Origin of the sequence: Flavobacterium sp. (genome assembly GCF_965657075.1) — a bacterium.
In the GTDB taxonomy this organism is placed as follows: domain Bacteria; phylum Bacteroidota; class Bacteroidia; order Flavobacteriales; family Flavobacteriaceae; genus Flavobacterium.
The window spans coordinates 80219-102536 of the sequence record NZ_CBFHMV010000008.1; the positions used below are offsets into that span (position 1 = coordinate 80219).

Annotated in this window: 14 protein-coding genes and 1 pseudogene; 9 read left to right on the forward strand and 6 right to left on the reverse strand. The window is 31.8% G+C overall.

Features of this window, described 5'->3' with window-relative positions:
* Positions 1-49: 49 nt before the first annotated feature.
* From ACTF56_RS07010 to ACTF56_RS07020, 3 genes are read right to left on the reverse strand one after another with little or no spacing between them, the layout of a single operon-like run.
* Positions 50-1438, reverse strand: coding sequence for a DUF5689 domain-containing protein (locus tag ACTF56_RS07010; RefSeq protein ID WP_438966199.1), 1389 nt, complete (start codon positions 1436-1438; stop codon positions 50-52).
* An 8-nt stretch (positions 1439-1446) separates the two neighbouring features.
* Positions 1447-2052 carry a DUF5017 domain-containing protein gene (locus ACTF56_RS07015; protein WP_438966200.1) on the reverse strand — a complete coding sequence of 202 codons (606 nt, stop codon included), beginning with the start codon at positions 2050-2052 and terminating at the stop codon, positions 1447-1449.
* A gap of 11 nt (positions 2053-2063) precedes the next feature.
* A complete protein-coding gene (locus ACTF56_RS07020; RefSeq protein ID WP_438966201.1) occupies positions 2064-4880 on the reverse strand; it encodes a carboxypeptidase-like regulatory domain-containing protein in 2817 nt (938 codons plus the stop codon).
* Positions 4881-5023: 143 nt separating this feature from the next.
* Between ACTF56_RS07020 and ACTF56_RS07025 the strand changes: the two are divergent.
* From ACTF56_RS07025 to ACTF56_RS07040, 4 genes and pseudogenes are all read left to right on the forward strand, one after another.
* Positions 5024-6115, forward strand: a pseudogene (locus ACTF56_RS07025) (endonuclease/exonuclease/phosphatase family protein); the annotation flags it as partial.
* A gap of 520 nt (positions 6116-6635) precedes the next feature.
* Positions 6636-7169, forward strand: coding sequence for a 3-hydroxyanthranilate 3,4-dioxygenase (locus ACTF56_RS07030; RefSeq protein ID WP_438966202.1), 534 nt, complete (start codon positions 6636-6638; stop codon positions 7167-7169).
* A 198-nt stretch (positions 7170-7367) separates the two neighbouring features.
* Positions 7368-8921, forward strand: coding sequence for an L-piperidine-6-carboxylate dehydrogenase (gene amaB, locus ACTF56_RS07035; RefSeq protein WP_438966203.1), 1554 nt, complete (start codon positions 7368-7370; stop codon positions 8919-8921).
* Between the two features lie 178 nt (positions 8922-9099).
* Positions 9100-9852, forward strand: a complete 753-nt coding sequence (locus ACTF56_RS07040; RefSeq protein ID WP_438966204.1) for a methyltransferase family protein — start codon at positions 9100-9102, stop codon at positions 9850-9852.
* Positions 9853-9931: 79 nt separating this feature from the next.
* On the opposite strand, the gene ACTF56_RS07045 is transcribed toward ACTF56_RS07040, so the two are convergent.
* The 3 genes from ACTF56_RS07045 to ACTF56_RS07055 all read right to left on the reverse strand — a co-directional run bounded on the left by ACTF56_RS07045 (position 9932) and on the right by ACTF56_RS07055 (position 14395).
* A complete protein-coding gene (locus tag ACTF56_RS07045; protein ID WP_438966205.1) occupies positions 9932-11806 on the reverse strand; it encodes a M1 family metallopeptidase in 1875 nt (624 codons plus the stop codon).
* A 75-nt stretch (positions 11807-11881) separates the two neighbouring features.
* Positions 11882-13471 carry a S8 family serine peptidase gene (locus ACTF56_RS07050; protein WP_438966206.1) on the reverse strand — a complete coding sequence of 530 codons (1590 nt, stop codon included), beginning with the start codon at positions 13469-13471 and terminating at the stop codon, positions 11882-11884.
* Positions 13472-13537: 66 nt separating this feature from the next.
* Positions 13538-14395, reverse strand: a complete 858-nt coding sequence (locus ACTF56_RS07055) for an MBL fold metallo-hydrolase (protein ID WP_438966207.1) — start codon at positions 14393-14395, stop codon at positions 13538-13540.
* A 143-nt stretch (positions 14396-14538) separates the two neighbouring features.
* On the opposite strand from ACTF56_RS07055, the gene ACTF56_RS07060 reads away from it, so the two are divergent.
* The 5 genes from ACTF56_RS07060 to ACTF56_RS07080 all read left to right on the forward strand — a co-directional run bounded on the left by ACTF56_RS07060 (position 14539) and on the right by ACTF56_RS07080 (position 22236).
* On the forward strand, positions 14539-14868 hold the full coding sequence (locus tag ACTF56_RS07060; protein ID WP_438966208.1) for a HesB/IscA family protein: 330 nt from the start codon (positions 14539-14541) through the stop codon (positions 14866-14868).
* A gap of 14 nt (positions 14869-14882) precedes the next feature.
* Positions 14883-16331 carry a Fe-S cluster assembly protein SufB gene (gene sufB / locus ACTF56_RS07065; protein WP_438966209.1) on the forward strand — a complete coding sequence of 483 codons (1449 nt, stop codon included), beginning with the start codon at positions 14883-14885 and terminating at the stop codon, positions 16329-16331.
* 47 nt (positions 16332-16378) lie between these two features.
* The gene (gene sufC, locus ACTF56_RS07070; protein ID WP_438966210.1) at positions 16379-17128 is read left to right on the forward strand and encodes a Fe-S cluster assembly ATPase SufC; all 750 of its coding nucleotides are present in this window, start codon (positions 16379-16381) and stop codon (positions 17126-17128) included.
* Between the two features lie 82 nt (positions 17129-17210).
* Positions 17211-18527, forward strand: coding sequence for a Fe-S cluster assembly protein SufD (sufD, locus tag ACTF56_RS07075; RefSeq protein WP_438966211.1), 1317 nt, complete (start codon positions 17211-17213; stop codon positions 18525-18527).
* Positions 18528-18780: 253 nt separating this feature from the next.
* Positions 18781-22236, forward strand: a complete 3456-nt coding sequence (locus ACTF56_RS07080; RefSeq protein WP_438966212.1) for an IgGFc-binding protein — start codon at positions 18781-18783, stop codon at positions 22234-22236.
* The last annotated feature ends 82 nt before the right edge of the window (positions 22237-22318 follow it).

Consider the following 22318-nt stretch of genomic DNA (forward strand, 5'->3'; position numbering starts at 1 on the left):
AGCCATACAAAACGTATGGCTTAGCTTATATTTCTATAAATAATTTATCTTAATTGATAACTATATCATCTATTTGCATAGTTGTTGTTGGTCCAGATGCTCCATTTCCAACATATTCAAAAACAAAATAACCATTACCAGTTAATGATGCAGGAATATTATAATTTCCACTATCAGAAAAATTTGTTGGATATCCGTTAGATAATCCTGTTGGAATAGAGAAACTAGAAGTAATATCTGTTAATGTAGCGGTAGAAATTTGATTTCCTGGAACGTAATTAGTAGTGTAATAAACCTTTAAAGTAGGCCCATTATCAAATCCAGCTTTTGTTTTAAATGAAAGTGTATTTGCTGCAGTAAAATTAACTGGTACAATAAACAAAGAACGATTAGCAGCTGTATTACCGCCACCAAAAGATGACATTTGAATATATGTATTACCTCCAAAAACTTTTCTTTGCCAATATCTGTTTCCAGTAGCTGCATCATTTATATACATTGGAAAATTTTCTTGATTATTGGTAGTGTAAGAAGTAAAAGGCTCATTTAAAGTTGCATTAAATACTAAAGCATTTCCAACTATTGGAGGAAAGAAATCGATATCTAATCTTGGATTAGTTAATTGAATGTCATTGAACGTTCTAACCATAAATTGAAAAGTGCTTCCAAATTTAGTTAATACACCTCTAATTTTACCACTGTTTGAAGATACAAGATCGCCAGAAAAAGTTGCAAACTCACTTACTCTCAAAATAATAGTATTTCCGAATTCATCCGTGATTGTATGATTTGTAGCACCACCTAAACTATTTACAGTTGGATCATAATAAGTTTTTCCGAGCGAAGGATCTGTAAATTGAACATTGTTAAACTCTATTAACTTATTCAAGTTAGTGTTGCTTAATGCTTGAGCTACAGTTAAATTGTTTACAATATCGTTCTCATTCACTTTTGAACAAGACCTAACCAAAGCATCTTTATACTCAGCAGGAGTCATTCTACCAACAGCATCATCATTCACATTTTCAGGTGTATAATTATTAAATAATGAACCAATTATAGTAGAACTTTGTGAAGTTGAGAAATATCTATCTTTCATTTTGATAGAAACTTTTCTTCCTGGTTCATATTTGTTATATAAATTATAATCATCAATCGGCATACTAAAACCTATAGTTCCATCAGTTGAAACAAGTGAAATGCTTTTGTAAAAATTACCACCTTCATCACTTGAGGTAACATAAGCTTCAATAACATCATCACCAGTCCATTTTTGAAAATTTGAGGTTGCAATGGAGGTAACATCTAAAACTTCTTTTGTTTTAGTTAAATCCATACACTGATTTGTTAAATCAGGAGTTCCATAATCGTCACCATTTACACAACTAAAAAAAGTTGATAAAACAGTTAAGGTCAAAATTAATTTTAAATTTTTCATAGCGTTTTTTAATTTAAAGAAGCAACTTTTATTTTATCTACTTGAAATAATCCTGTTTGAGTAGAACCGTTTCCTGTAACTTTAAAAGCAACATAAATGTCTCCAGAATATGCAGATAAATCAATATTTCCTGAAGGTATATATGTATAATTGTTTGTAGTATTATTTGCAAGTTCTGCGGTAACTGGATTCCATGTTGTACCTAAAACATCAGTACCATTAAAGTTTGTTGAAACAAAAACTTCAATTTTATTATCAGGTGAAGTAACAAAGTTAGATGCCGTTTCAAATGACAACGTTGGTTGTACTAATCCATTAATATTGATTGCAGGAGAAACTACCCAACCAATATTTGAAGACTCACCACTTTGAAAGGAACTAAACTGAATGTACCCATCGTTTTGGAAATCTCTTTCAATCCAAACTTTAGTACCAGCTTCTGCAAAATTTGTCCATCCTACGTAATCGAAAGTTTGATTAAAATTAATGTCGTTAAAATTTTCAACAAAACCCGCTTTTAAAGTTGGAATAGCAAAATCATCTTCTTTAACACAACTTGTAGCAGTTATAAAAATAGCAAGTAAAAAAACTGCTTTAATTAATATTTTTTTCATAGTATTTTTTATTAGAAGTTAACGTAAAAATTAACAAAATAAGTTCTTCCGTAACCGTAGAAATATTTTGGGGCAAATGAAGGAGTTCCGTTAGCTTGATCCGCAACTAAATCTGGATAAGTAGCTTTTCTAGACTGTTCAAATCCACCAGTTTTATATTGTAAGTTAAAAATATTATTTATTGAAGCAAAGAAACCAAAAGTATTTCTGTTTTTTCTGCTCAATCTCCAAGATTTACCACCAATTAAATTTACTAATTTAATGTTTTCAAATTGCTCTTGTCTTAAAATATCTCTAACCGACGTTTCATTAGCGCCAGGATAAGAAATTTGAGTAGCAGGGTCAATTGTAAAGTTATCTGTTCTTGTGATACTTGCAACGTCAATATAACTACCTTCTAACCAGTTGGCATTTACACCAACCCACCAGAAGTTTGGATCACGATACTCGATACCTACTGAATAAGCTTGTTGAGGAACACCTGGCTGAACATAATCTTTTAAATAAGTAGTACCAAAATTTTTGATTGGATTTGCTCCTGTTGCAGCTAAATTATCATCATTTGTAATAAGATTTGCATTATCAGAGTAAATATATTGTCCGTAAGTTGCAGCTCCATTTACTTTAATTGTAGAAGTAATTTGATATTCAATACCTAATTCAGCACCTATAGATTGTTTGTCAATTCCAGTAACAATCTCACTTACGAATGAATCTTCATCGCCTGTTGAATCACCAATACTTTCAGCATAGAAAAACGAAATTTCTGAACTGTTTTTGATAGTATTGTAGAAACCTGTTACTCTAGCTTTTAATTTTGGAGCTCTAATGATGTAACTAGCATCTAAACTAGTGATGTTTTCATCTGATAAGTTTGGTGTAATATTGTTATTAAGTCTTGCATTTGAAAATACATTTCTCATAACTGGTGCTTTTGTCATATATAAAGCATTAAAATCAATTAGGTTTCTACCATTAATTTTATAAGTTAAACCACCTTTAAAACCGAAGTTTTCGTAAGTAGTTTTAGCACTTTTTCCAAAAGAATTATTAGCATATATACCATTTCTATATAAACCTTCTCTTTGATATTGTGTTCTTGAGAATGTTTGAGCTAAATAAAAATCGATTTTGTCATAGTTGAATTTAAACTGAGTAAATCCATCAAATACTGTTGCAAATAAATTATAATTGTAACCGTATTTTTGATTTTCACCCACTTGTCTGTTTGGATTATTTAAATCTGCTTGAGCTTGATCTCCAACAAAAAATGGATCTATATCACTAAAAAACTGACCACCCATTAAATCCAATAAGTTTTGAAAGTTATTAGATTTTAATTTTTTAAAGTTAACTGCAGCATTTAAACTAACGTGATCTGAAATACTTGTGTTTAATACTGTATTGGCATTCCAAATTTTATCATCTGTTCTATCTTCATACAATACGTAAATACTTCTTCCAGGATTTGCCGAATTTTGATTTGCTAAATACATAGCATTCCAATCGATTTGAGCATTATTTTGGAAAGAAGACAAAGCACTAACTGCAGCAGGATTAGTATAACCTGTAATTGTAACTCCATCTGAAGCAAAAGTAGGAACATTATAAATATTAGGATTATTAAGATAATAGCTTGGTAAATTTTTGTAGTAAGTTGGATCTGGATTATTTCCAATTTGGAAATCTAATCTTGAATTACCTATTAATCCAACTTGATAAGATACGTTAGTGTTTAATCTTGTATTTTCATTAATTTTCCAATAATGCGATAACATGTTTATTGGCTCTTGAATATCTTTGTCTCTTGAGTTTCTTTTTTGACCGTCTTGCCAACCCCAGTAAGAATTGTATTTAACACCCATTATACTGTTTACTTCATCAGTATTAGGAGAAGTTTTTCCTCTACTATTTTGAGCATATATTGAAGTAAAGTTGATACTGTGTTTGTCATTTATTTTTTTCTCAACACTAGCAAATAATGAATTAGCTCCGTAATCAGTTCCTTCAAAATAACCTTCCTGAGCCCATCTTCTTGAACCAGAAACTACATAAGCCCAACCGTTTTCGTCTAAACCAGAAGCATGAGTTGCCATTGATCTCCAACTGTAATTGGTGTTAGTTCCTGACATAGTTAATCTTGTTCCAGGTCTATAAAAAGAAGCTCTCGTGTTTATTTCTTGTGTACCTAATATATTACCAAAAGTATAATCAGATGGTGTTGATCCCATGGTAAACTCTTGGTTTCGTGTCGCATCATTTAAACCACCCCAATTGCTCCATTGTGGTCTTCCATCGTAAATTTTATTCATTGAAATACCATTAATCATCGTATTTCCGTATTGATTGTCTAAACCACGAATTCTAAAACGTGCTTGTCCCCAGTTAAAAGCTGCTGCTTGTTGAAATACATCTCTTGAAGCTTGTAACAATCCTGAAGTACTTTCTGAACCAGAATTATCATCACCTAAATCGTTTTCTGTAAGTGTAACTAAACTTAATTGAAGTTCCGTTTTTTCATCTTCATCCATTATTAATGAACCTACATCTAGCAATTGACCTTCTGAAATCTCTAAAGCAAAAACTTGAGTTACAAATCCGTTGAATGTTACAATTAAATTTTGGTTTCCTGTTGGAACTTTATCAAATTTAAAAACCCCATCAACTCCTGATAATTTAGATTGGTTAGAACTTTCAATGGTTAATAAAGCATTAGATAATGGTTTTAATGTTTTAGAATCAATAACCTTTCCGGTTAAACTAGCGTCTTGCCCAAAAACAAAAACAGCCTGAATCACAAATAAAACACTTAATAATAGTTTTTTCATAAAAAAAATTAATGTTAAATATCGAATATTAAATATTTGTTAAGAAAAACACTTAACAGTTTGCAAATGTACACATTTTTAAAATATTACATACCTTTGGCCCAATGTTTGAATAAAATTTACAGAAACATAACATTATTAACATGAAAATTAAACACTCATTTTTAATTATTTCTTTGTTTTTCCTTACTATCAAAGGCTTTGCACAAGAAAAAAAATTCGCAATTCACACCGTTGCATTTTATAACTTAGAAAATTTATTTGACACAATCAACGATCCAAACGTTAATGACGAAGAGTACTTGCCTAATAAAGGTTGGACGTATAAAAATTACAAAAAAAAATTAGGTAATTTAAGTAGAGTAATTGCTGAACTAGGAACAAGCGATCAACAAAAAATTGGACCAACCGTTATTGGTGTTTGCGAAATTGAAAACAGAAGGGTTTTAGAAGATTTAGTTAAAGAGCCTAAAATTATTGATAGAAATTATAAAATAATTCACTTTGATTCTCCTGACAAAAGAGGAATTGACACAGGATTTTTATACGATCCAAAGCATTTTAATCCTACCAGTTATGCCAATATTCCATTGATTATTTATAGGGATGGAAATTCTAAATCAAAAAAAGAGAAAGAAGAAAAAACTGACGACGATGAAGAAGTTGATGCAAAATCAAGTAGAATTTACACAAGAGATCAACTTTTAGTTACAGGATTATTAGATGGTGATGAAGTTAGTTTCATTGTAAATCACTGGCCATCTCGCTCTGGTGGTGAAAAGAAAAGTAGTCCTTCAAGAGAAGCTGCTGGTGCATTAAACCGAAAAATCATGGATTCTTTATTTAAAATAAATCCAAACGCAAGAATTATAACTATGGGCGATTTAAATGATGGCCCTTATAATAAGAGTGTTAAAAAAGAAATTGGTGCTGTTGCAAAAAAAGCACAAGTTGAAAAATTTGGCATTTACAATCCTATGGAAGAAATGTCTAATAATGGTATTGGATCATTAGCTTACAGAGATTCTTGGGATTTATTTGATCAAATAATGGTATCAGAGCCTTTTGTAAATGGAGATTATAGCAAATGGACTTACTACAAAGCTGGAGTTTACAACAAACCTTTTTTGATTCAAAAGGAAGGGCAATACAAAGGATATCCATTAAGAAATTCAAACGGAGTTCCTGGTTTTAGTGATCACTTTCCAGTATATGTGTATTTAATTAAAGATGTTAATGCAAAAGTGGTTAAAACAGGAACCCTTACCAATACAGATAAAAAAGTAGTTATTCCATTTACAAAAAACGAAGAAGGACAAATTGAAGTTCCTTGTTCTGTTAACGGTTCTTACTCAAGTTTTATTTATGATGCTACCATTGAAAATGTTTTAATTTCTGGAAAAGATGCTTTATTCTTATTAAAAACAGGAAAAATAAAACCAGAAAATTATTCGGGTCAACAAGCCTATTCCCTTTCAGACGGAAGAATTCCTGAAGGTGCAACATTATTCATTGAAACTATTGAATTTAACGGTTTCAAATTAAACAATGTAACGGCTGTTATTACAAATAGCATTCCTTCACCTTTTGTTATAGGTGAAAATACATTAAAAACATTGGGTAAAGTAGAAGTAAATTATAAAGAAAGTATACTTTCAATAACAAAATAAATTTTACAATTATATCATAAATTAAAGGTTAGTTCACGCTAACCTTTTTTATTTTTAGTAACTTCGTAAGACAAAATACATTACTATGGCAATTCAAAAACCATTCAATCTAAACCAATGGGTTGAAGAAAATAGAGATTTATTAAAACCTCCAGTTGGTAATAAAAATTTATATGTTAGCTCAGGTGATTATATCGTAATGATTGTTGCCGGACCAAATGCCAGAAAAGATTATCATTACAACGAAACTGAAGAATTATTCTATCAATTAGAAGGAAATATTACGGTTTATGTTCAAGATAATGGCAAAAAAAAAGCCATGCAACTTGGTCCTGGAGATATGTTTCTTCTTCCTGCAAAAGTACCACATTCACCCGTTCGAGAAGAAAATTCTATCGGATTAGTTGTTGAAAGAAAGCGTGCCGGACAAGATATTCCTGATGGTTTGCTATGGTTTTGCGATAACTGTAATCATAAACTATATGAAGTTTACTTCGAATTAAAGGATATAGAAGTTGATTTCTTAGCACATTTCAAACATTATTATGGTTCCAAAGAACTAAGAACTTGCGACAATTGCGGAACAGTTATGGAAGCAGACAAAAGATTTGTAAAATAATATTTTGGAGCTATTTCCAGCTATCCACTATATCTTTTTATCTCGTTTTAAGAACGAGATAAAAAGGATGCCGTTCCTATCTGGGCTAGGGCAAAATCTTAAAAATCATAATGTATTGTGTGACAACAATTGCGAAAAAATTCAAAAAAAAGCCCTATTTTTGCTAAAAATATAACAAAAACACTAAAATAAGTTACAATGTCAACAATAGCACAACAATTCGGAATGGTTGAAGCACTAGAAAAACTAGGAGTTAAAGCCATTAACGAAGGAACCTCAACAGGAAACGAATGGTTTTCAAATGGAGAAATCATTGAAAGTTATTCTCCAGTTGATGGTCAATTAATAGGAAAAGTAAAAGCCACCACAGCTGCAGATTACGAAAAAGTAATGCAAGCTGCAACTTCGGCTTTCAAAACATTTAGAGCTATGCCAGCTCCACAAAGAGGAGAAATCGTTCGTCAATTTGGAAACAAATTGAGAGAATTAAAAGAACCTCTTGGAAAATTAGTTTCTTACGAAATGGGTAAATCTTTGCAAGAAGGTTATGGTGAAGTTCAAGAAATGATAGATATTTGTGATTTTGCTGTAGGTTTATCTCGTCAATTAAACGGACAAACGATTCCTTCAGAACGTCCTGGACATGTTATGAGAGAACAATGGCATCCTATAGGTGTTGTTGGAATCATTTCTGCTTTCAATTTTCCAGTAGCCGTTTGGTCATGGAACACCGCTTTAGCTTGGATTTGTGGTGATGTTTGTGTTTGGAAAGCCTCAGAAAAAGCACCTTTATGTTCGATTGCTTGTCAAAATATAATTGCAGGAATTTTAAAAGAAAACAATTTACCAGAAGGAATTTCATGCATCATCAATGGTGATTATAAAGTAGGAGAAATGATGACTACTGATACAAGAATTCCATTAATTTCTGCAACAGGTTCAACTCGTATGGGTAGAATTGTTGGAGCAACTGTGGCAGAACGTTTCGGAAAATCTTTATTAGAATTAGGTGGAAACAATGCCATTATCATTACACCAAGTGCTGATTTAAAAGTAGTGGTTCCTGGAGCTGTTTTTGGTGCAGTTGGAACAGCTGGACAAAGATGTACTTCAACCAGAAGATTAATAATCCATGAATCGGTTTATGATAAAGTAAGAGATGCAATTGTAGGTGCTTACAAACAATTGACAATTGGAAATCCATTAGACCAAAAAAATCATATTGGACCACTTATTGATAAAGATGCAGTAAGTACTTATTTAGCTGCTATTGAAAAAGCTAAAGCGGAAGGCGGAAAAGTATTAGTTGACGGTGGCGTTTTAGAAGGTGAAGGATACGAATCTGGATGCTACGTAAAACCAGCTATCATTGAAGCTGAAAATCATTTTGAAATCGTTCAACACGAAACTTTTGCTCCAGTTTTATACTTAATGAAATATAGTGGTGAAGTGGAAAATGCCATTGAATTACAAAATGGTGTTGCTCAAGGATTATCATCAGCAATTATGACCAATGAAATGAAAGAAGCGGAAAAATTCTTGTCCTTTGCAGGTTCTGATTGTGGAATTGCTAACGTAAACATCGGAACTTCTGGTGCTGAAATTGGTGGTGCATTTGGTGGTGAAAAAGAAACTGGTGGTGGACGCGAATCAGGATCAGATTCTTGGAAAGTGTATATGAGAAGACAAACCAATACGGTAAATTATTCTGATCAATTGCCATTAGCACAAGGAATTAAGTTTGACTTATAATATCAAAAAAAGAATAATCTCAAACCCTGTAAATCAAATTTTACAGGGTTTTTTTATAATAATCACTATACTGATGTTTTAAAATTAAGTACAAAACATTAAAGGTTTATTTTGCATAAATATCAAATTTTAGTATCTAAATTATTTTTTTATATATTTGAAAATAATTAAACAAACAATGGCATTACAAGAAGAATTAGAACAACAAGGCATTTGGTTATTTAGGTATAGAGGCATTTTGCCCGTTATTATTTTAGGTGTAGGAATGCTATTATTTTTACAAACAGAACTACATCCTGAAACTTTTTTTTTAAAGAAAACACCTTACGAAATTTATTACGAGATGTTTTGTCTTGTTGTAAGTCTTTTAGGTTTATTAATTCGAATATTTGTAATTGGATATGTTCCTAAAAACACTTCTGGTAGAACGGTTAAAACTCAAGTAGCAGATAGTTTAAACACTACAGGAATGTATTCTTTGGTAAGACATCCTTTATATTTAGGAAATTATTTTATGTGGTTAGGACCAGCACTTTTGTCAGGAAATTTTTGGTTCATAATCTCTTTTACCCTACTCTATTGGATTTATTATGAAAGAATTATGTTTTCTGAAGAAAAATTTTTGAGAGGCAAATTTGGAGGAACTTATCTTACTTGGGCAGAAAAAGTACCTGCATTTGTTCCTAATTTTAAAAACTTTGTAAAACCAAACCTGACTTTTAGTTGGAAAAAAGTAGTTAGAAAAGAAATTAACGGACTTTTTCTGTTAGTACTTATCTTCTTCTTTTTTGATTACCTAGGAGTATTAACAAAAAACGAAGTCAATTATAATCCTTTTTTATTTTACAGTTCAATTGTTCTAACAGTTGCAATTATAGTAATTAAAATAATAAAAAAGAAAACAGATATTTTGAAACAAGAAAACAGATAGATTGTTGAAATAGTTATATAAAAATACCCCAAAATAGTCAATAACTGTTTTGGGGTATTTTAATTTAGAAAAAAAACAATTATTCAAAAATATTGTTCTCTTTATTTATATCTGCCATTAAGCCTAAAGGGTCAATGACAATAGATTTAATTTTAGAATTGTTTTTATTGGTTTCAAAAGTAAATGTTGGCATGGCCCAATCCCAAGCTTCTAAAGTAGTTCTTTGAATTCCTTGGAATGGATTTTCTTTTTCAAAACGCATTAATGTATTTGGAATGTAGTACGATTCTTTAGAACCATCTTCGTAAGTAACCATTACATCTAAAGGCATTGGCATTCTTCCTAATCTTTCCATAGTTACTTTGGCACATTTTCCATCAACAGTAACATTTTTTATTCCATAATCAATAGTATTTGTGGTTTGTGTAAAATCGACTAAATACCAATCTAAATTAGCTCCAGAAACTCGTTCGGCAGTTCTTTTAATATCATTAGGGGTTGGATGCGTAAATACAAAATCTTTAAAATACTTTTTTATGGTTTTATCTAAATTTTCTTGTCCAATAATGTATCCTAATTGAGCCAAAAATACTTCCCCTTTATTGTAAGCACCTATACTATAAGCCATATTGTAATCGAATCTATCAGCGTGAGTACTTAAAGGTTGTTCTTTACCCGATTTTGCTAAATAAATATATCCTTTATAGGCATCAACAAACGGGTGAACTTCTTTTTCTTTTGGAGGCATAATTTGTTCCATAGCTAAGTCAGAAATGTACGAAGTAAAACCTTCATCCATCCATTCGTGCTTTGATTCATTAGATGCCAATAAAAACTGAAACCACGAATGTGCAAATTCATGAGCTGTTACTCCTATCAAACTACCATAACTTCTGTTGCCAGTAATTAAAGTACACATACCATATTCCATACCACCATCACCTCCTTGAATTACCGAATATTGTTTATAAGGATATGTTCCAACGTTTTTATTATAAAATGCTAATAATTCAGCAGTTTTAGGTTGTAGCTTTTTCCAATTTTCAATATTCTCTGCTTTGTTTTTGTATAAGAAATGTAACTCCGTGTCATTTTCTCCTATTATTTTGTCATGAATATATTCATTATCCGCAGCCCAAGTAAAATCATGAACATTTGGAGCAATAAAATGCCAAGTTAAATTTTTGGTTTTTTTGGGATAATTAACTACAACACCTTGGTCTTCATATCCATGACCAATTTCATTTTTGTTTTGCAAATAGCCAGTTCCACCAACAGTATAATTTTTATCTAAAGTAATTTTTATATCAAAATTTCCCCAAACGCCATGAAATTCTCTTGCAATATAGGGGTCGGCATGCCAGCCTTCAAAATCATATTCAGCTATTTTTGGATACCATTGTGCCATGGATAATGCTACATTTTCAGACGAATTTCTACCAGATCGTCTGATTTGTAAAGGAACTTGACCTTCAAAATCTAATGTGAATTTGGTAGATGATTTTGGCAAAATAACTTCTGACAAAACAACTTCTAAAACTGTTCCTACTACTTTAGTTTTACAATTTTTTCCGTTTTGTTTGAAATTATCAATATTTAAATATCCTATTTCATCTGGTTTTAGAGTACTTATTCTACTTTCTGTAACTTGTTCATTGGCTTTTTTAAACGTTCTAACCATTCTTTTGTCAGGGTCAGAAATTGTTTGTAAACGAGCATCCATAGCACTGCCCGGTTGAAAGGCATTGTTATACAAATGAAAATATACTTTTCTTAATGTATCCACAGAATTGTTGGAGTAAATTAACTCTTGTGTTCCCTTATATTTATAAGACTCCACATTCATTTCAACAGCCATTTTATAATCAACATGTTGTTGCCAATATCCTGAATTTGGGTTGTTTTGTGAGAATCCTACATAAGAAATTAGGGTAATTAATACTATTTTTTTCATAATAATTTATTTAAAAAAACCACAAAATTCTTCTTTAGAAAAATTTTGTGGTTTATCCATTTAATTTTTAATTTTTTACATTTGAGAAGCCATCAATAAAGCATTGTAAGCATTAACAATTTTTCCAGATTTAGAAATTTCTGAAAAATTAGCTTCATGTTGATCTTCATCAACCAAAACTGTATTTTTTAAAGGCGTTCCACTATTCACGATAATTTGTTTAACTTGAGCAGCAGAAAGTTTTGGATAATAAGAACGAATTAAAGCAGCAACACCAGCAACATTTGGAGAAGCCATTGAAGTTCCTTGTAAATATTTATAAGTATTGTTTGGAGTTGTAGCATAAATTTGCATTCCAGGAGCAAAAATATCAACATTTTTGGTTCCATAGTTAGAAAAAGGAGCTACCATATTTGTACCATAAGTCACGTTTAATGCCCCAATAATTAAAACATTGTCAGAAATTTCTGGAGCACCATCGTAAGAATCACTTGGGTACTTATTATGAACATCTAAATCTTTGGAATCATTTCCAGCAGCAAAAATCACTAGCACATCTTTTTTAGCCGCATATTTTAAAGCATCTTGAACCCATTCTTTATGAGGAGAAAAATATTTTCCAAAAGAACCATTAATTACTTTTGCACCATTATCAACAGCATAACGAATTCCTAATGCGATATCTTTGTCATATTCATCACCATCTGGAACAGCTCTAACAGCCATAATTTCAACCATATTAGCAACACCATCGCCACCTTTTCCATTACCTCTAACTTGAGCAACGATTCCAGCTACGTGTGTTCCATGTAAAGCTTCTTCAGGATCTGGACCAACTACATTATTGTTACCATATTTTGTATCGGTAATATCATTTGGATTATCACCAACAACAGCTCTACCATTAAACTCAGGATTTAAATAATAATTTAATTGACCATTAAAAAAATCTAATGCTCCACTTATTTGTTCTTTAAGTTTATCTAAAGTTCTCGACCCAGAAAGCATTTGAGAATATTTTGCTTTTAAAGCTACTAAATTTTCATTTGTAGTTTCCAAAGCTTTTATATCAGCAGCGGTAAAATCTTCTTTTCCAATAGCGGTTGCTAATTGCTTAACTTCGTTTGACATTCCGTCATATTGCGCTTTCAAAGCAAGATATTGTTCTCTTTCTGCATCAACTTCAGCTTTTGCAGCAGTGTAATCTGGGTTAGTTGGACCCATTTTAACGATACGAGTTTTTTCTAATTGCTCATGAACAGCATCCCCTAAAAAATTCCAACCGTTGATGTCATCAACATATCCGTTTTTATCATCATCAATTCCGTTACCAGCAATTTCTTTAGGATTTTTCCAAATAACTTCTTTTAAATCTTCGTGATTGATGTCAACACCAGAATCAACAATTCCAACAATAACTTTTTTTCCTTTTTTCCCTTTTAGCAATTCAGCATAAGCTTTATCGACACTCATTCCTGGAACAGTATCTCTAACTAAGTCAAAATGACTCCATCTTTGAAGATCTTTCTCCTGAAGTTTTGTTGATTTTATTTGAATAGCATCTACATTTTCTGCAGGTGTTGTTATCATTTTAGATGTTGTACCACAACTTGCTAAAACTAAGGCAGCGATTGCAGAAACATAAAATGGTTTAAATGTTCTCATTATAATGTTTTTTTTAATTAATTAATAAATTAGACAATAAATTTTTATCAAAGTTACAAATTCTAGTTAAAAAAGAGCATCACAAGTGAGTACTTCTTTAAGACGAACCCCTTTTTCTGTATTTTCAACAGTAATAATTTGATTATGTGCATCATGTTCAAGCATTAAAAAATAATTTTTTTCAGCAGCATTATTCATGAATTTAGTTTTTTCATCTAATGTTAACAAAGGTCTTGTATCATATCCCATTACATACGGAATTGGAATGTGACCTGCAGTTGCAAGCAAATCGCCACAAAAAACAATCGTTTTATCTTTATATTTTATATGAGGTATCATTTGTTTTTCGGTATGACCATCCGCATAAAAAATATCGAAACCTAATTCTTTAGAAAATCCAAAATCTGAAGTTGGTCTATCAATAAAATTTAATTGTCCACTTTCTTGCATTGGCATTAAATTTTCATGTAAAAAAGAAGCCTTTTCCCGATTGTTTGGTTTAGTAGCCCATTCCCAATGGTTTTGATTTGTCCAATATTTAGCATTTTTAAAAGCTACTTCGTAACCAGTTCTGTCTTTATTCCAATTTACACTTCCTCCACAGTGATCAAAATGTAAATGTGTCATAAAAACATCCGTAATATCCTCTTTATGAAAACCTTTATCTTTTAAAGATTGATCTAGTGAATGATTCCCCCAAAGAGAATAATAACTGAAAAATTTATCCGATTGTTTGTTTCCCATTCCAGTATCGATTAAAATTAATCGGTTTCCATTTTCAACTAATAAACATCTTGCAGCAATATCAATTAAGTTTTTATCGTCTGCAGGATTGGTTTTATTCCAGATCGTTTTTGGAACAACACCAAACATTGCACCACCGTCTAACTTAAAGTTTCCTGCTTCAATAGCGTGTAATTTCATCTTTTTTTTATTTTCAGCCAATTTACAAAAAATACCATAAATGAAAACTATAAACATATAAGTTATAAAAATGTTAGGAGCTATTGTAAAAAGAGTCAAATGACTTATATTTGCAGTTAATTTAGACAAAATCAAAATAACAAATGATTAAAGTTTCTGATACAGCAAGCAAAAAAATCATCGACATGATGCGCGAAGATGGTTTTGACGCTACTCAAGATTTTGTTAGAGTAGGTGTTAAAAGTGGTGGCTGCTCTGGCTTATCATACGAATTAAAGTTTGATAAAGAACTTGGAGAAAATGATAAAGTATTTGAAGATAATAATGTAAAAATTGCAGTTGAAAAAAAGAGTTTTCTTTATTTAGCTGGAACTATATTAGAATTTTCTGGAGGATTAAACGGTAAAGGTTTTGTGTTTAACAATCCTAATGCACAAAGAACGTGTGGTTGTGGGGAAAGTTTTTCTCTGTAAAACAAAAAAAAATTATGTCAAAATATACAGAAGACGACTTAAAAGTCGAATTAGAAAATAAAGAATACGAATACGGATTTTACACTGAACTAGATTCGGAAACTTTTCCTATTGGTCTTAATGAAGACATTGTTCGTGCTATTTCTTTGAAAAAAGAAGAGCCAGAATGGATGACAGAATGGCGATTAGAAGCCTACAGAGCATGGGAAGAAATGAAAGAACCTGAATGGGCAAATGTACATTATACAAAACCTGATTTTCAAGCTATTTCGTATTATTCAGCACCAAAAAAAGCAGATCCAAATAAAACTTTAGATGATGTTGATCCTGAATTGTTAGCGATGTACAAAAAGTTAGGAATTTCAGTTGATGAACAAAAGATGATGAATAATGTGGCCATGGATATTGTGATTGACAGTGTTTCAGTAGCAACAACATTCAAGAAAACACTTGGAGAAAAAGGAATTATTTTCATGAGTATTTCTGAAGCCATCAAAGAGCATCCAGAATTGGTTCGTAAATATTTAGGAACTGTTGTACCTCAAAAAGATAATTTTTATGCCGCTTTAAATTCAGCTGTTTTTTCAGATGGAAGTTTCTGTTATATTCCAAAAGGTGTTAAATGTCCAATGGAACTTTCAACTTATTTCAGAATCAATCAAGCAGGAACAGGTCAGTTTGAAAGAACACTTGTAATTGCTGATGAAGGAAGTTATGTTTCCTACCTAGAAGGTTGTACAGCTCCAAGTCGTGATGAAAATCAACTACACGCTGCTGTTGTTGAATTAATTGCTTTGGATGATGCCGAAATAAAATATTCAACCGTTCAAAACTGGTTTCCAGGAAATAAAGAAGGAAAAGGTGGTGTTTATAATTTTGTAACTAAAAGAGGTTTGTGTGAGAAAAACGCAAAAATTTCTTGGACACAAGTAGAAACAGGATCAGCAGTAACATGGAAATATCCTTCATGTGTGTTAAAAGGAGATAATTCAATAGGAGAATTTTATTCTATTGCAGTAACCAACAATTTCCAACAAGCAGATACAGGAACTAAAATGATTCACTTGGGAAAAAACACTAAGTCAACCATTATTTCAAAAGGTATTTCTGCAGGAAAATCACAAAACAGTTATAGAGGTTTAGTACAAATTTCATCAAGAGCTGAAAATGCACGTAACTTCTCTCAATGTGATAGTCTTTTAATGGGAAATGAATGTGGAGCACACACTTTTCCATACATTGAAAGCAAAAACACTTCATCAATAATCGAACATGAAGCTACCACTTCAAAGATAGGTGAAGACCAAGTTTTCTATTGCAACCAACGTGGAATTCCAACTGAAAAAGCCATTGCTTTAATCGTAAATGGTTTCAGTAAAGAAGTATTAAACAAATTGCCAATGGAATTTGCCGTGGAAGCTCAAAAATTATTAGAAATTTCCCTAGAAGGAAGTGTTGGATAAATCTTAATGAATCTTAATACCATAGTGGTTTAAAAATAAAGAATAAAATGTTATCAATAAAAAATTTACACGCTTCTGTTGAAGATAAAGAAATATTAAAAGGGTTAAACCTAGAAATTAAAGCAGGTGAAGTCCACGCAATCATGGGTCCAAATGGAGCCGGAAAAAGTACGTTTGCATCTATAGTAGCAGGAAATGAAAACTACGAAGTTTCTCAAGGAACAATTGAATTAGAAGGAGAAGATATTTCTGAATTGGCTCCAGAAGAAAGAGCTCACAAAGGTGTTTTCTTATCTTTTCAATATCCAGTAGAAATTCCTGGAGTTTCAGTAACTAACTTCATGAGAACTGCTATCAATGAATCGCGCAAAGCAAAAGGTCTGGAAGATATGCCTGCCAATGAAATGCTGAAATTAATTCGCGAAAAATCAGAATTATTAGAAATTGATCGTAAGTTTTTATCACGTTCTTTAAACGAAGGATTTTCTGGTGGTGAAAAGAAACGTAACGAAATTTTTCAAATGGCAATGTTAGAACCAAAATTAGCTATTTTGGACGAAACAGATTCTGGTTTAGATATTGATGCTTTGAGAATCGTAGCAAATGGTGTAAATAAATTGAAAAGTAAAGATAATGCAGTAATTGTAATTACCCATTACCAAAGACTTTTAGAATATATCGTTCCTGATTTTGTTCACGTATTAATGGATGGCAAAATTGTAAAGTCTGGTGGAAAAGAACTAGCTTTAGAATTAGAAGAAAAAGGATACGATTGGATAAAAGCTGAATTAGTATAAAAGTTACTGGTTGTTGGTTGTTAGTTGTCAGTTTTGGCAAGAATCAACTATAAATTATTAACTATTAACCATAAACTAGAAAATGGATTTAAAAGAAAAATTAGTTTCGTCTTTCATGGCATTTGAAGAAAAAATAGACACCTCTTCGAGTTTGCATGATATTCGAACAGACGCTATAAAAAATTTCGAAAACAAAGGTTTTCCTTCAAAAAAGGAAGAAGCTTGGAAATATACTTCGTTGAATGCAATTTTGAAAAATGACTTTTCAGTATTTCCTAAAAAAGAAAATACGCTGGAGTTTTCAGATGTAAAAAAATATTTTTTACATGAAGTAGACACTTATAAAGTTGTTTTTATTGATGGAAAATTCAGTTCTTTTCTATCTGCAACAACTCATGAAGGTATAGATGTTTGTTTGATGTCATCAGCTTTGACCAAACCCAAATACAAGTTAGTTATAGACGAATATTTCAATAAAATTGCTAGTAAAGATGAAACTCTTACATCTTTAAACACTGCTTTTGCTCTTGAAGGAGCTTACATCAATATACCAAAAAATAAAATCGCGGATAAGCCTATTGAAATCATCTATTTCTCAACAGGAATAGAAGATGCTTTAATGGTACAACCAAGAAATTTAGTAGTAGTTGGTGAAAATGCTCATGTTCAAATTATAGAAAGACACCAAAGTTTGAATAGTAATCCCGTTTTAACCAATTCGGTTACAGAAATATTTGCTCAAAAAAGAGCTATTGTGGATTACTATAAAATTCAAAATGATAATCTAACGGCTAATTTAATTGACAACACTTATATTTCTCAAAAACAAGAAAGTCACGCTTCGGTTCACACCTTCTCTTTTGGAGGAAATTTAACTAGAAACAACTTAAATTTCTATCACTTTGGAGAACATATTGACAGTACTTTAAAAGGAATTACCATAATCGGTGAAAAACAACATGTAGATCATTATACTTTAGTTCAACATTCAACGCCAAATTGCGAAAGTCATCAAAATTACAAAACGATCATAGGTGATAGTGCAACAGGAGTTTTCAATGGAAAAATTTATGTTGAAAAAGAAGCCCAAAAAACCAATGCTTTCCAACAAAACAACAATATTTTAGTTAGTGAAAAAGCAACCATAAACGCTAAACCTCAATTAGAAATTTTTGCTGATGATGTAAAATGTTCACACGGATGCACCATTGGGCAACTAGATGAAAGCGCAATGTTTTATATGCAACAAAGAGGAATTCCTAAAAAGGAAGCAAGAGCCTTATTAATGTTCGCATTTTGTAATGAAGCTATTGAAAGCATAAAAATTCCAGAATTAAAGCAAAGAATTACTAAAATTATCGCTTCAAAATTAGAAGTTAAATTGGGATTTGATTTGTAATTTTTTTTTTTGACTGTTTACAGAGTGTTTCCTTTTAAAAATATTAACTTTTGTTAAATGTTAATCAGTTTTTGAATAAAAATATAATTGTTATATTTTTAGAAATAAATAAATATTTTGTTATAATTTGCTATTTTATTGTAAAAAACCGGATTTAATCTGAAATTTTCTTCTCAATTTTCATAAAAAACACATATAAAATCTAACGGCTTCATTTTTTTATTTATTTTTACTTTCTTAAAAATATATTAAAATGAGGCTATATCTACTATTTGCTTTTTTATTTACAACTTTTATGTTTGGTCAACTTAGTGATAAACACTGGTTGCCGCCTTTACATTCTAGAAGTAATACTAATGTTAATGAACATGTAATATATCTTTCAACACCAGTTGTAACTCCTTTTCAAGTAACAGTTACCAATGGTAATGGAGTTTTGTTTGGAACATATACAGTTTCGGCAGGAAATCCCGTACAATTCACTGTTGGTAATTCACAACCTTCAAACATGTTTGTTTCTAAAACAGGATTATATACACCTTCTGGAGACAGTGGTTTGATTTTAACTGGGCCTTCAAATTTTTATGTAACTTTTAAAGTGAGATCAAGTGCTCATGGAGAGGTTTTTGTTTCAAAAGGTAGAGCAGGTTTAGGTCAAGATTTTCGTTTAGGTAGTGTACCACAAATTTCTAATGACGGCAATAGAAATTTTGTGTCGAGCATAATGGCAACTGAAAATAATACATTTATAACTGTAAACGATTATAATACAGGCGTAACATTTGAAACTCCAACAGGTACAAATAGTAGTGGTACTCAATCTTTTAGTTTACAAGCAGGTGAGTCTGTTGTTTTGTCTGGATATTCCAATGTGGCAGCAAACTTAGATGGTTTTATTGGCGCACATTTAACATCAAACAAACCAGTTTCAGTAATTACTGGAAACATAACTGCCAATCCAGCTTCAACAGGAAATGATATATGTTTAGATCAAATTGTTCCCGTTGAAGAAGTTGGTACTGAATATATTGTGGTAAAAGGTGATGGTATTTCAACCACAGAATTACCTATTGTTATTGGAACTGAAAATAACACACAAATATTTGTAAATGGAATTCCTACACCTATAGCTACAATTAACGCAGGAGATTATTATATTGTTCCTTTCTCCTATTATCAAGGGACAAATAATCAAAACATGTATATTGAATCCAGTAAACCTGTATATCTTTATCAAGTTTTAGCTGGAGCTGCAGCAACTCACACCACAGGTCTAAATTTTATTCCGCCTTTAAGTTGTTCTTATCCAAAAGTTGTAGATTTAATTCCAAGTATAAATTTCTTAGGGTCACTAAATGTAAATCTTGATGGTGGTGCAAATTTAGTAATTTTAGCTGTTGTAGGTTCGGTCATCTCAATAAATGGTACAATAACGACTGCAGTACCACAAACCGTTTTAGGCAACGCTAACTGGGTAACCTATAGAATACCTAATGTATCTGGAAATGTAAAAGTTGAATCTACAGGTTCTGTAGCAGTTGGTGTATATGGAACATCTAACACCATCGGGTTTGCCAGTTTCTATTCTGGATTTGGTAAAGTTCAAATTTCATATACTCAAGATCAAGGAATTGAAACTGCAGACATGACTTCTGCAAATGGGTTAGCTCAATGTGCAGGTAATGTTAAAGTTCTAAATACAAATGTTGATCCAGATGATTTTGATTTTCAATGGTCCATACAAACGCCAACTGGTTTAGAGGACATCCCAGGTGAAGTAGGGCCATCTTACACTGTGACTGCACCAGGAACCTATTGTGTTACTACTTCCAATGGTTTTGTCGGTAGTTCATGTACTCAAATAGATTGTATCGAAGTTGAATATTTACCAGAATTTTTTATTAATGATGATCCTACTGATTTGACTTTATACAGTTGTGATAATAATTTTGACTTAAGCAATAATATTCCTATTCTTTTAGATGGTTTAAATGAATTTGATTATGAAATTTACTTTTTTTCTACAGAACAAGATGCAATTGAAAATGAAAATCAAATTTCTGAGAATCAGATAACTAATGACACAAATACAACTTTTTACACCAGAGTTGAAGATTTTGTATACGGTTGTCCAAAATATGCGCAATTTGAAGCAATAGTAGTACCCCCACCAACAGCTACTATTTCTGCAAATACCATCTGTTCAGAATCAACAGGCACAGTTACTTTTACTGGAACTCCTGGCGCAACAGTTTTGTATACTGTTGATGGAGGAAATCAACAACCCATTACGTTGGATAACGTTACGGGTATTGCCACATTAACAACCCCTACATTGATTAATAATTCAGAATATTGTTTAGTCGATGTTAGTTTTAATTCATCAACAGCTTGTAATCAAACACTTTCAGAATGTGCCACTGTTACTGTACTTCCATTACCAACTGCTACTATATCTGGTGACATAATATGTGAAGAAACATCTGGAACTGTAACATTTTCTGGAACTCCTGGATCTACAGTTCATTATACAGTTGATAATGGCGCACAAGAAACAATTATTTTAGATGCTATTAGTGGTTTAGCAACAGTTACATCACCCGTTTTATTTTCAGATTCTGAGTATTGTCTTGTTGATGCAATCTCTACAGATAATTGTACAGAAACTTTTACCAACACATGTGCAACTATATCTATAATTCCACTTCCTACTGCTTCAATTACTGGAGAAACTATTTGTGCTGAAACTTCCGGAACAATAACTATTACTGGTACTCCTGACGCTACTGTACAATATTCAGTTGATGGAAGTAACACTACTCAATCTATAGTACTAGATGGTCTTGGAAATGCAACAATTACAACACCTATTTTAACAGAAAACTCTGAATACTGTTTAATTAATATTACTTCTGCTACTACTCCTGAGTGTACTAAAACGTTTAACACACCAATATGCACAACGGTAATTGTTAATCCTCTTCCTTCAGTTTCAATTAATGGAGAAGATGCTTGTTTGGGAGAAGCTAACACCATAACTTTTACAGGTACACCTAATGCTGTTGTAAACTATAATTTTGACACTACGCCACAAACACCTATAGTTTTAAATGCATCTGGAAGTTATATATTGAATTCAACAAATGCAGTTGGTCCACATACTTATACAGTTGTTGATGTGACATCAGCTGACACACCTTCTTGTACAGTTTCATTAGTTGGTGAAGAAATAACTGTCAACGTTTTAACTTCACCAGTTATAGGATTAATTACAGACATTCGTGTTTGTGACGACAACAATGATGGTTATGGTACCTTTGATTTATCATCGGCTGTTTCAGATGCTTTGGTTGGTAATTCGGGTACTACAGTTACGATTCATGAGACACAGGCAGATGCGGATTTTCCATCCAACGCATTATCTTTAGCCGAGATTGTTTCCTACAATAACATAGTACCTTTCACTCAAGAATTGTTTGTTCGTGTTGAGAATTCGGCGGGATGTTTTACTACGACTTCCTTTTTCGTTCATGTGGATCAGCGTCCAGAATTGAATCAGAATGTTATCCCATATGAGCTTTGTGAGACTAGTATTCCAGGAGATGGTTTTGAGGTTTTCGATTTAACCAATTCAGATTTAACCAATGACATAACCGCAGGAGTTTCAGGATTGACTGTATATTATGATGAGAGTCAAGCGGACGCTTGAGCCAATACTACTGCTAATGCACTTGCTAGTCCAAATGCATTTACCAATACGGTTGCAGACTCACAAACTATTTATGTTACCG

Excerpts from the sequence above, each read along its gene's own strand:
- sufD (WP_438966211.1), top strand. The coding sequence starts at position 17,211 with ATGGATTTAAAAGAAAAATTAGTTTCGTCTTTCATGGCATTTGAAGAA.
- ACTF56_RS07040 (WP_438966204.1), top strand. The coding sequence starts at position 9,100 with ATGGCATTACAAGAAGAATTAGAACAACAAGGCATTTGGTTATTTAGG.
- ACTF56_RS07060 (WP_438966208.1), top strand. The coding sequence starts at position 14,539 with ATGATTAAAGTTTCTGATACAGCAAGCAAAAAAATCATCGACATGATG.
- amaB (WP_438966203.1), top strand. The coding sequence starts at position 7,368 with ATGTCAACAATAGCACAACAATTCGGAATGGTTGAAGCACTAGAAAAA.
- ACTF56_RS07030 (WP_438966202.1), top strand. The coding sequence starts at position 6,636 with ATGGCAATTCAAAAACCATTCAATCTAAACCAATGGGTTGAAGAAAAT.
- ACTF56_RS07020 (WP_438966201.1), bottom strand. The coding sequence starts at position 4,880 with ATGAAAAAACTATTATTAAGTGTTTTATTTGTGATTCAGGCTGTTTTT.
- ACTF56_RS07010 (WP_438966199.1), bottom strand. The coding sequence starts at position 1,438 with ATGAAAAATTTAAAATTAATTTTGACCTTAACTGTTTTATCAACTTTT.
- ACTF56_RS07055 (WP_438966207.1), bottom strand. The coding sequence starts at position 14,395 with ATGAAATTACACGCTATTGAAGCAGGAAACTTTAAGTTAGACGGTGGT.
- sufB (WP_438966209.1), top strand. The coding sequence starts at position 14,883 with ATGTCAAAATATACAGAAGACGACTTAAAAGTCGAATTAGAAAATAAA.
- ACTF56_RS07015 (WP_438966200.1), bottom strand. The coding sequence starts at position 2,052 with ATGAAAAAAATATTAATTAAAGCAGTTTTTTTACTTGCTATTTTTATA.
- ACTF56_RS07045 (WP_438966205.1), bottom strand. The coding sequence starts at position 11,806 with ATGAAAAAAATAGTATTAATTACCCTAATTTCTTATGTAGGATTCTCA.
- ACTF56_RS07050 (WP_438966206.1), bottom strand. The coding sequence starts at position 13,471 with ATGAGAACATTTAAACCATTTTATGTTTCTGCAATCGCTGCCTTAGTT.
- sufC (WP_438966210.1), top strand. The coding sequence starts at position 16,379 with ATGTTATCAATAAAAAATTTACACGCTTCTGTTGAAGATAAAGAAATA.
- ACTF56_RS07080 (WP_438966212.1), top strand. The coding sequence starts at position 18,781 with ATGAGGCTATATCTACTATTTGCTTTTTTATTTACAACTTTTATGTTT.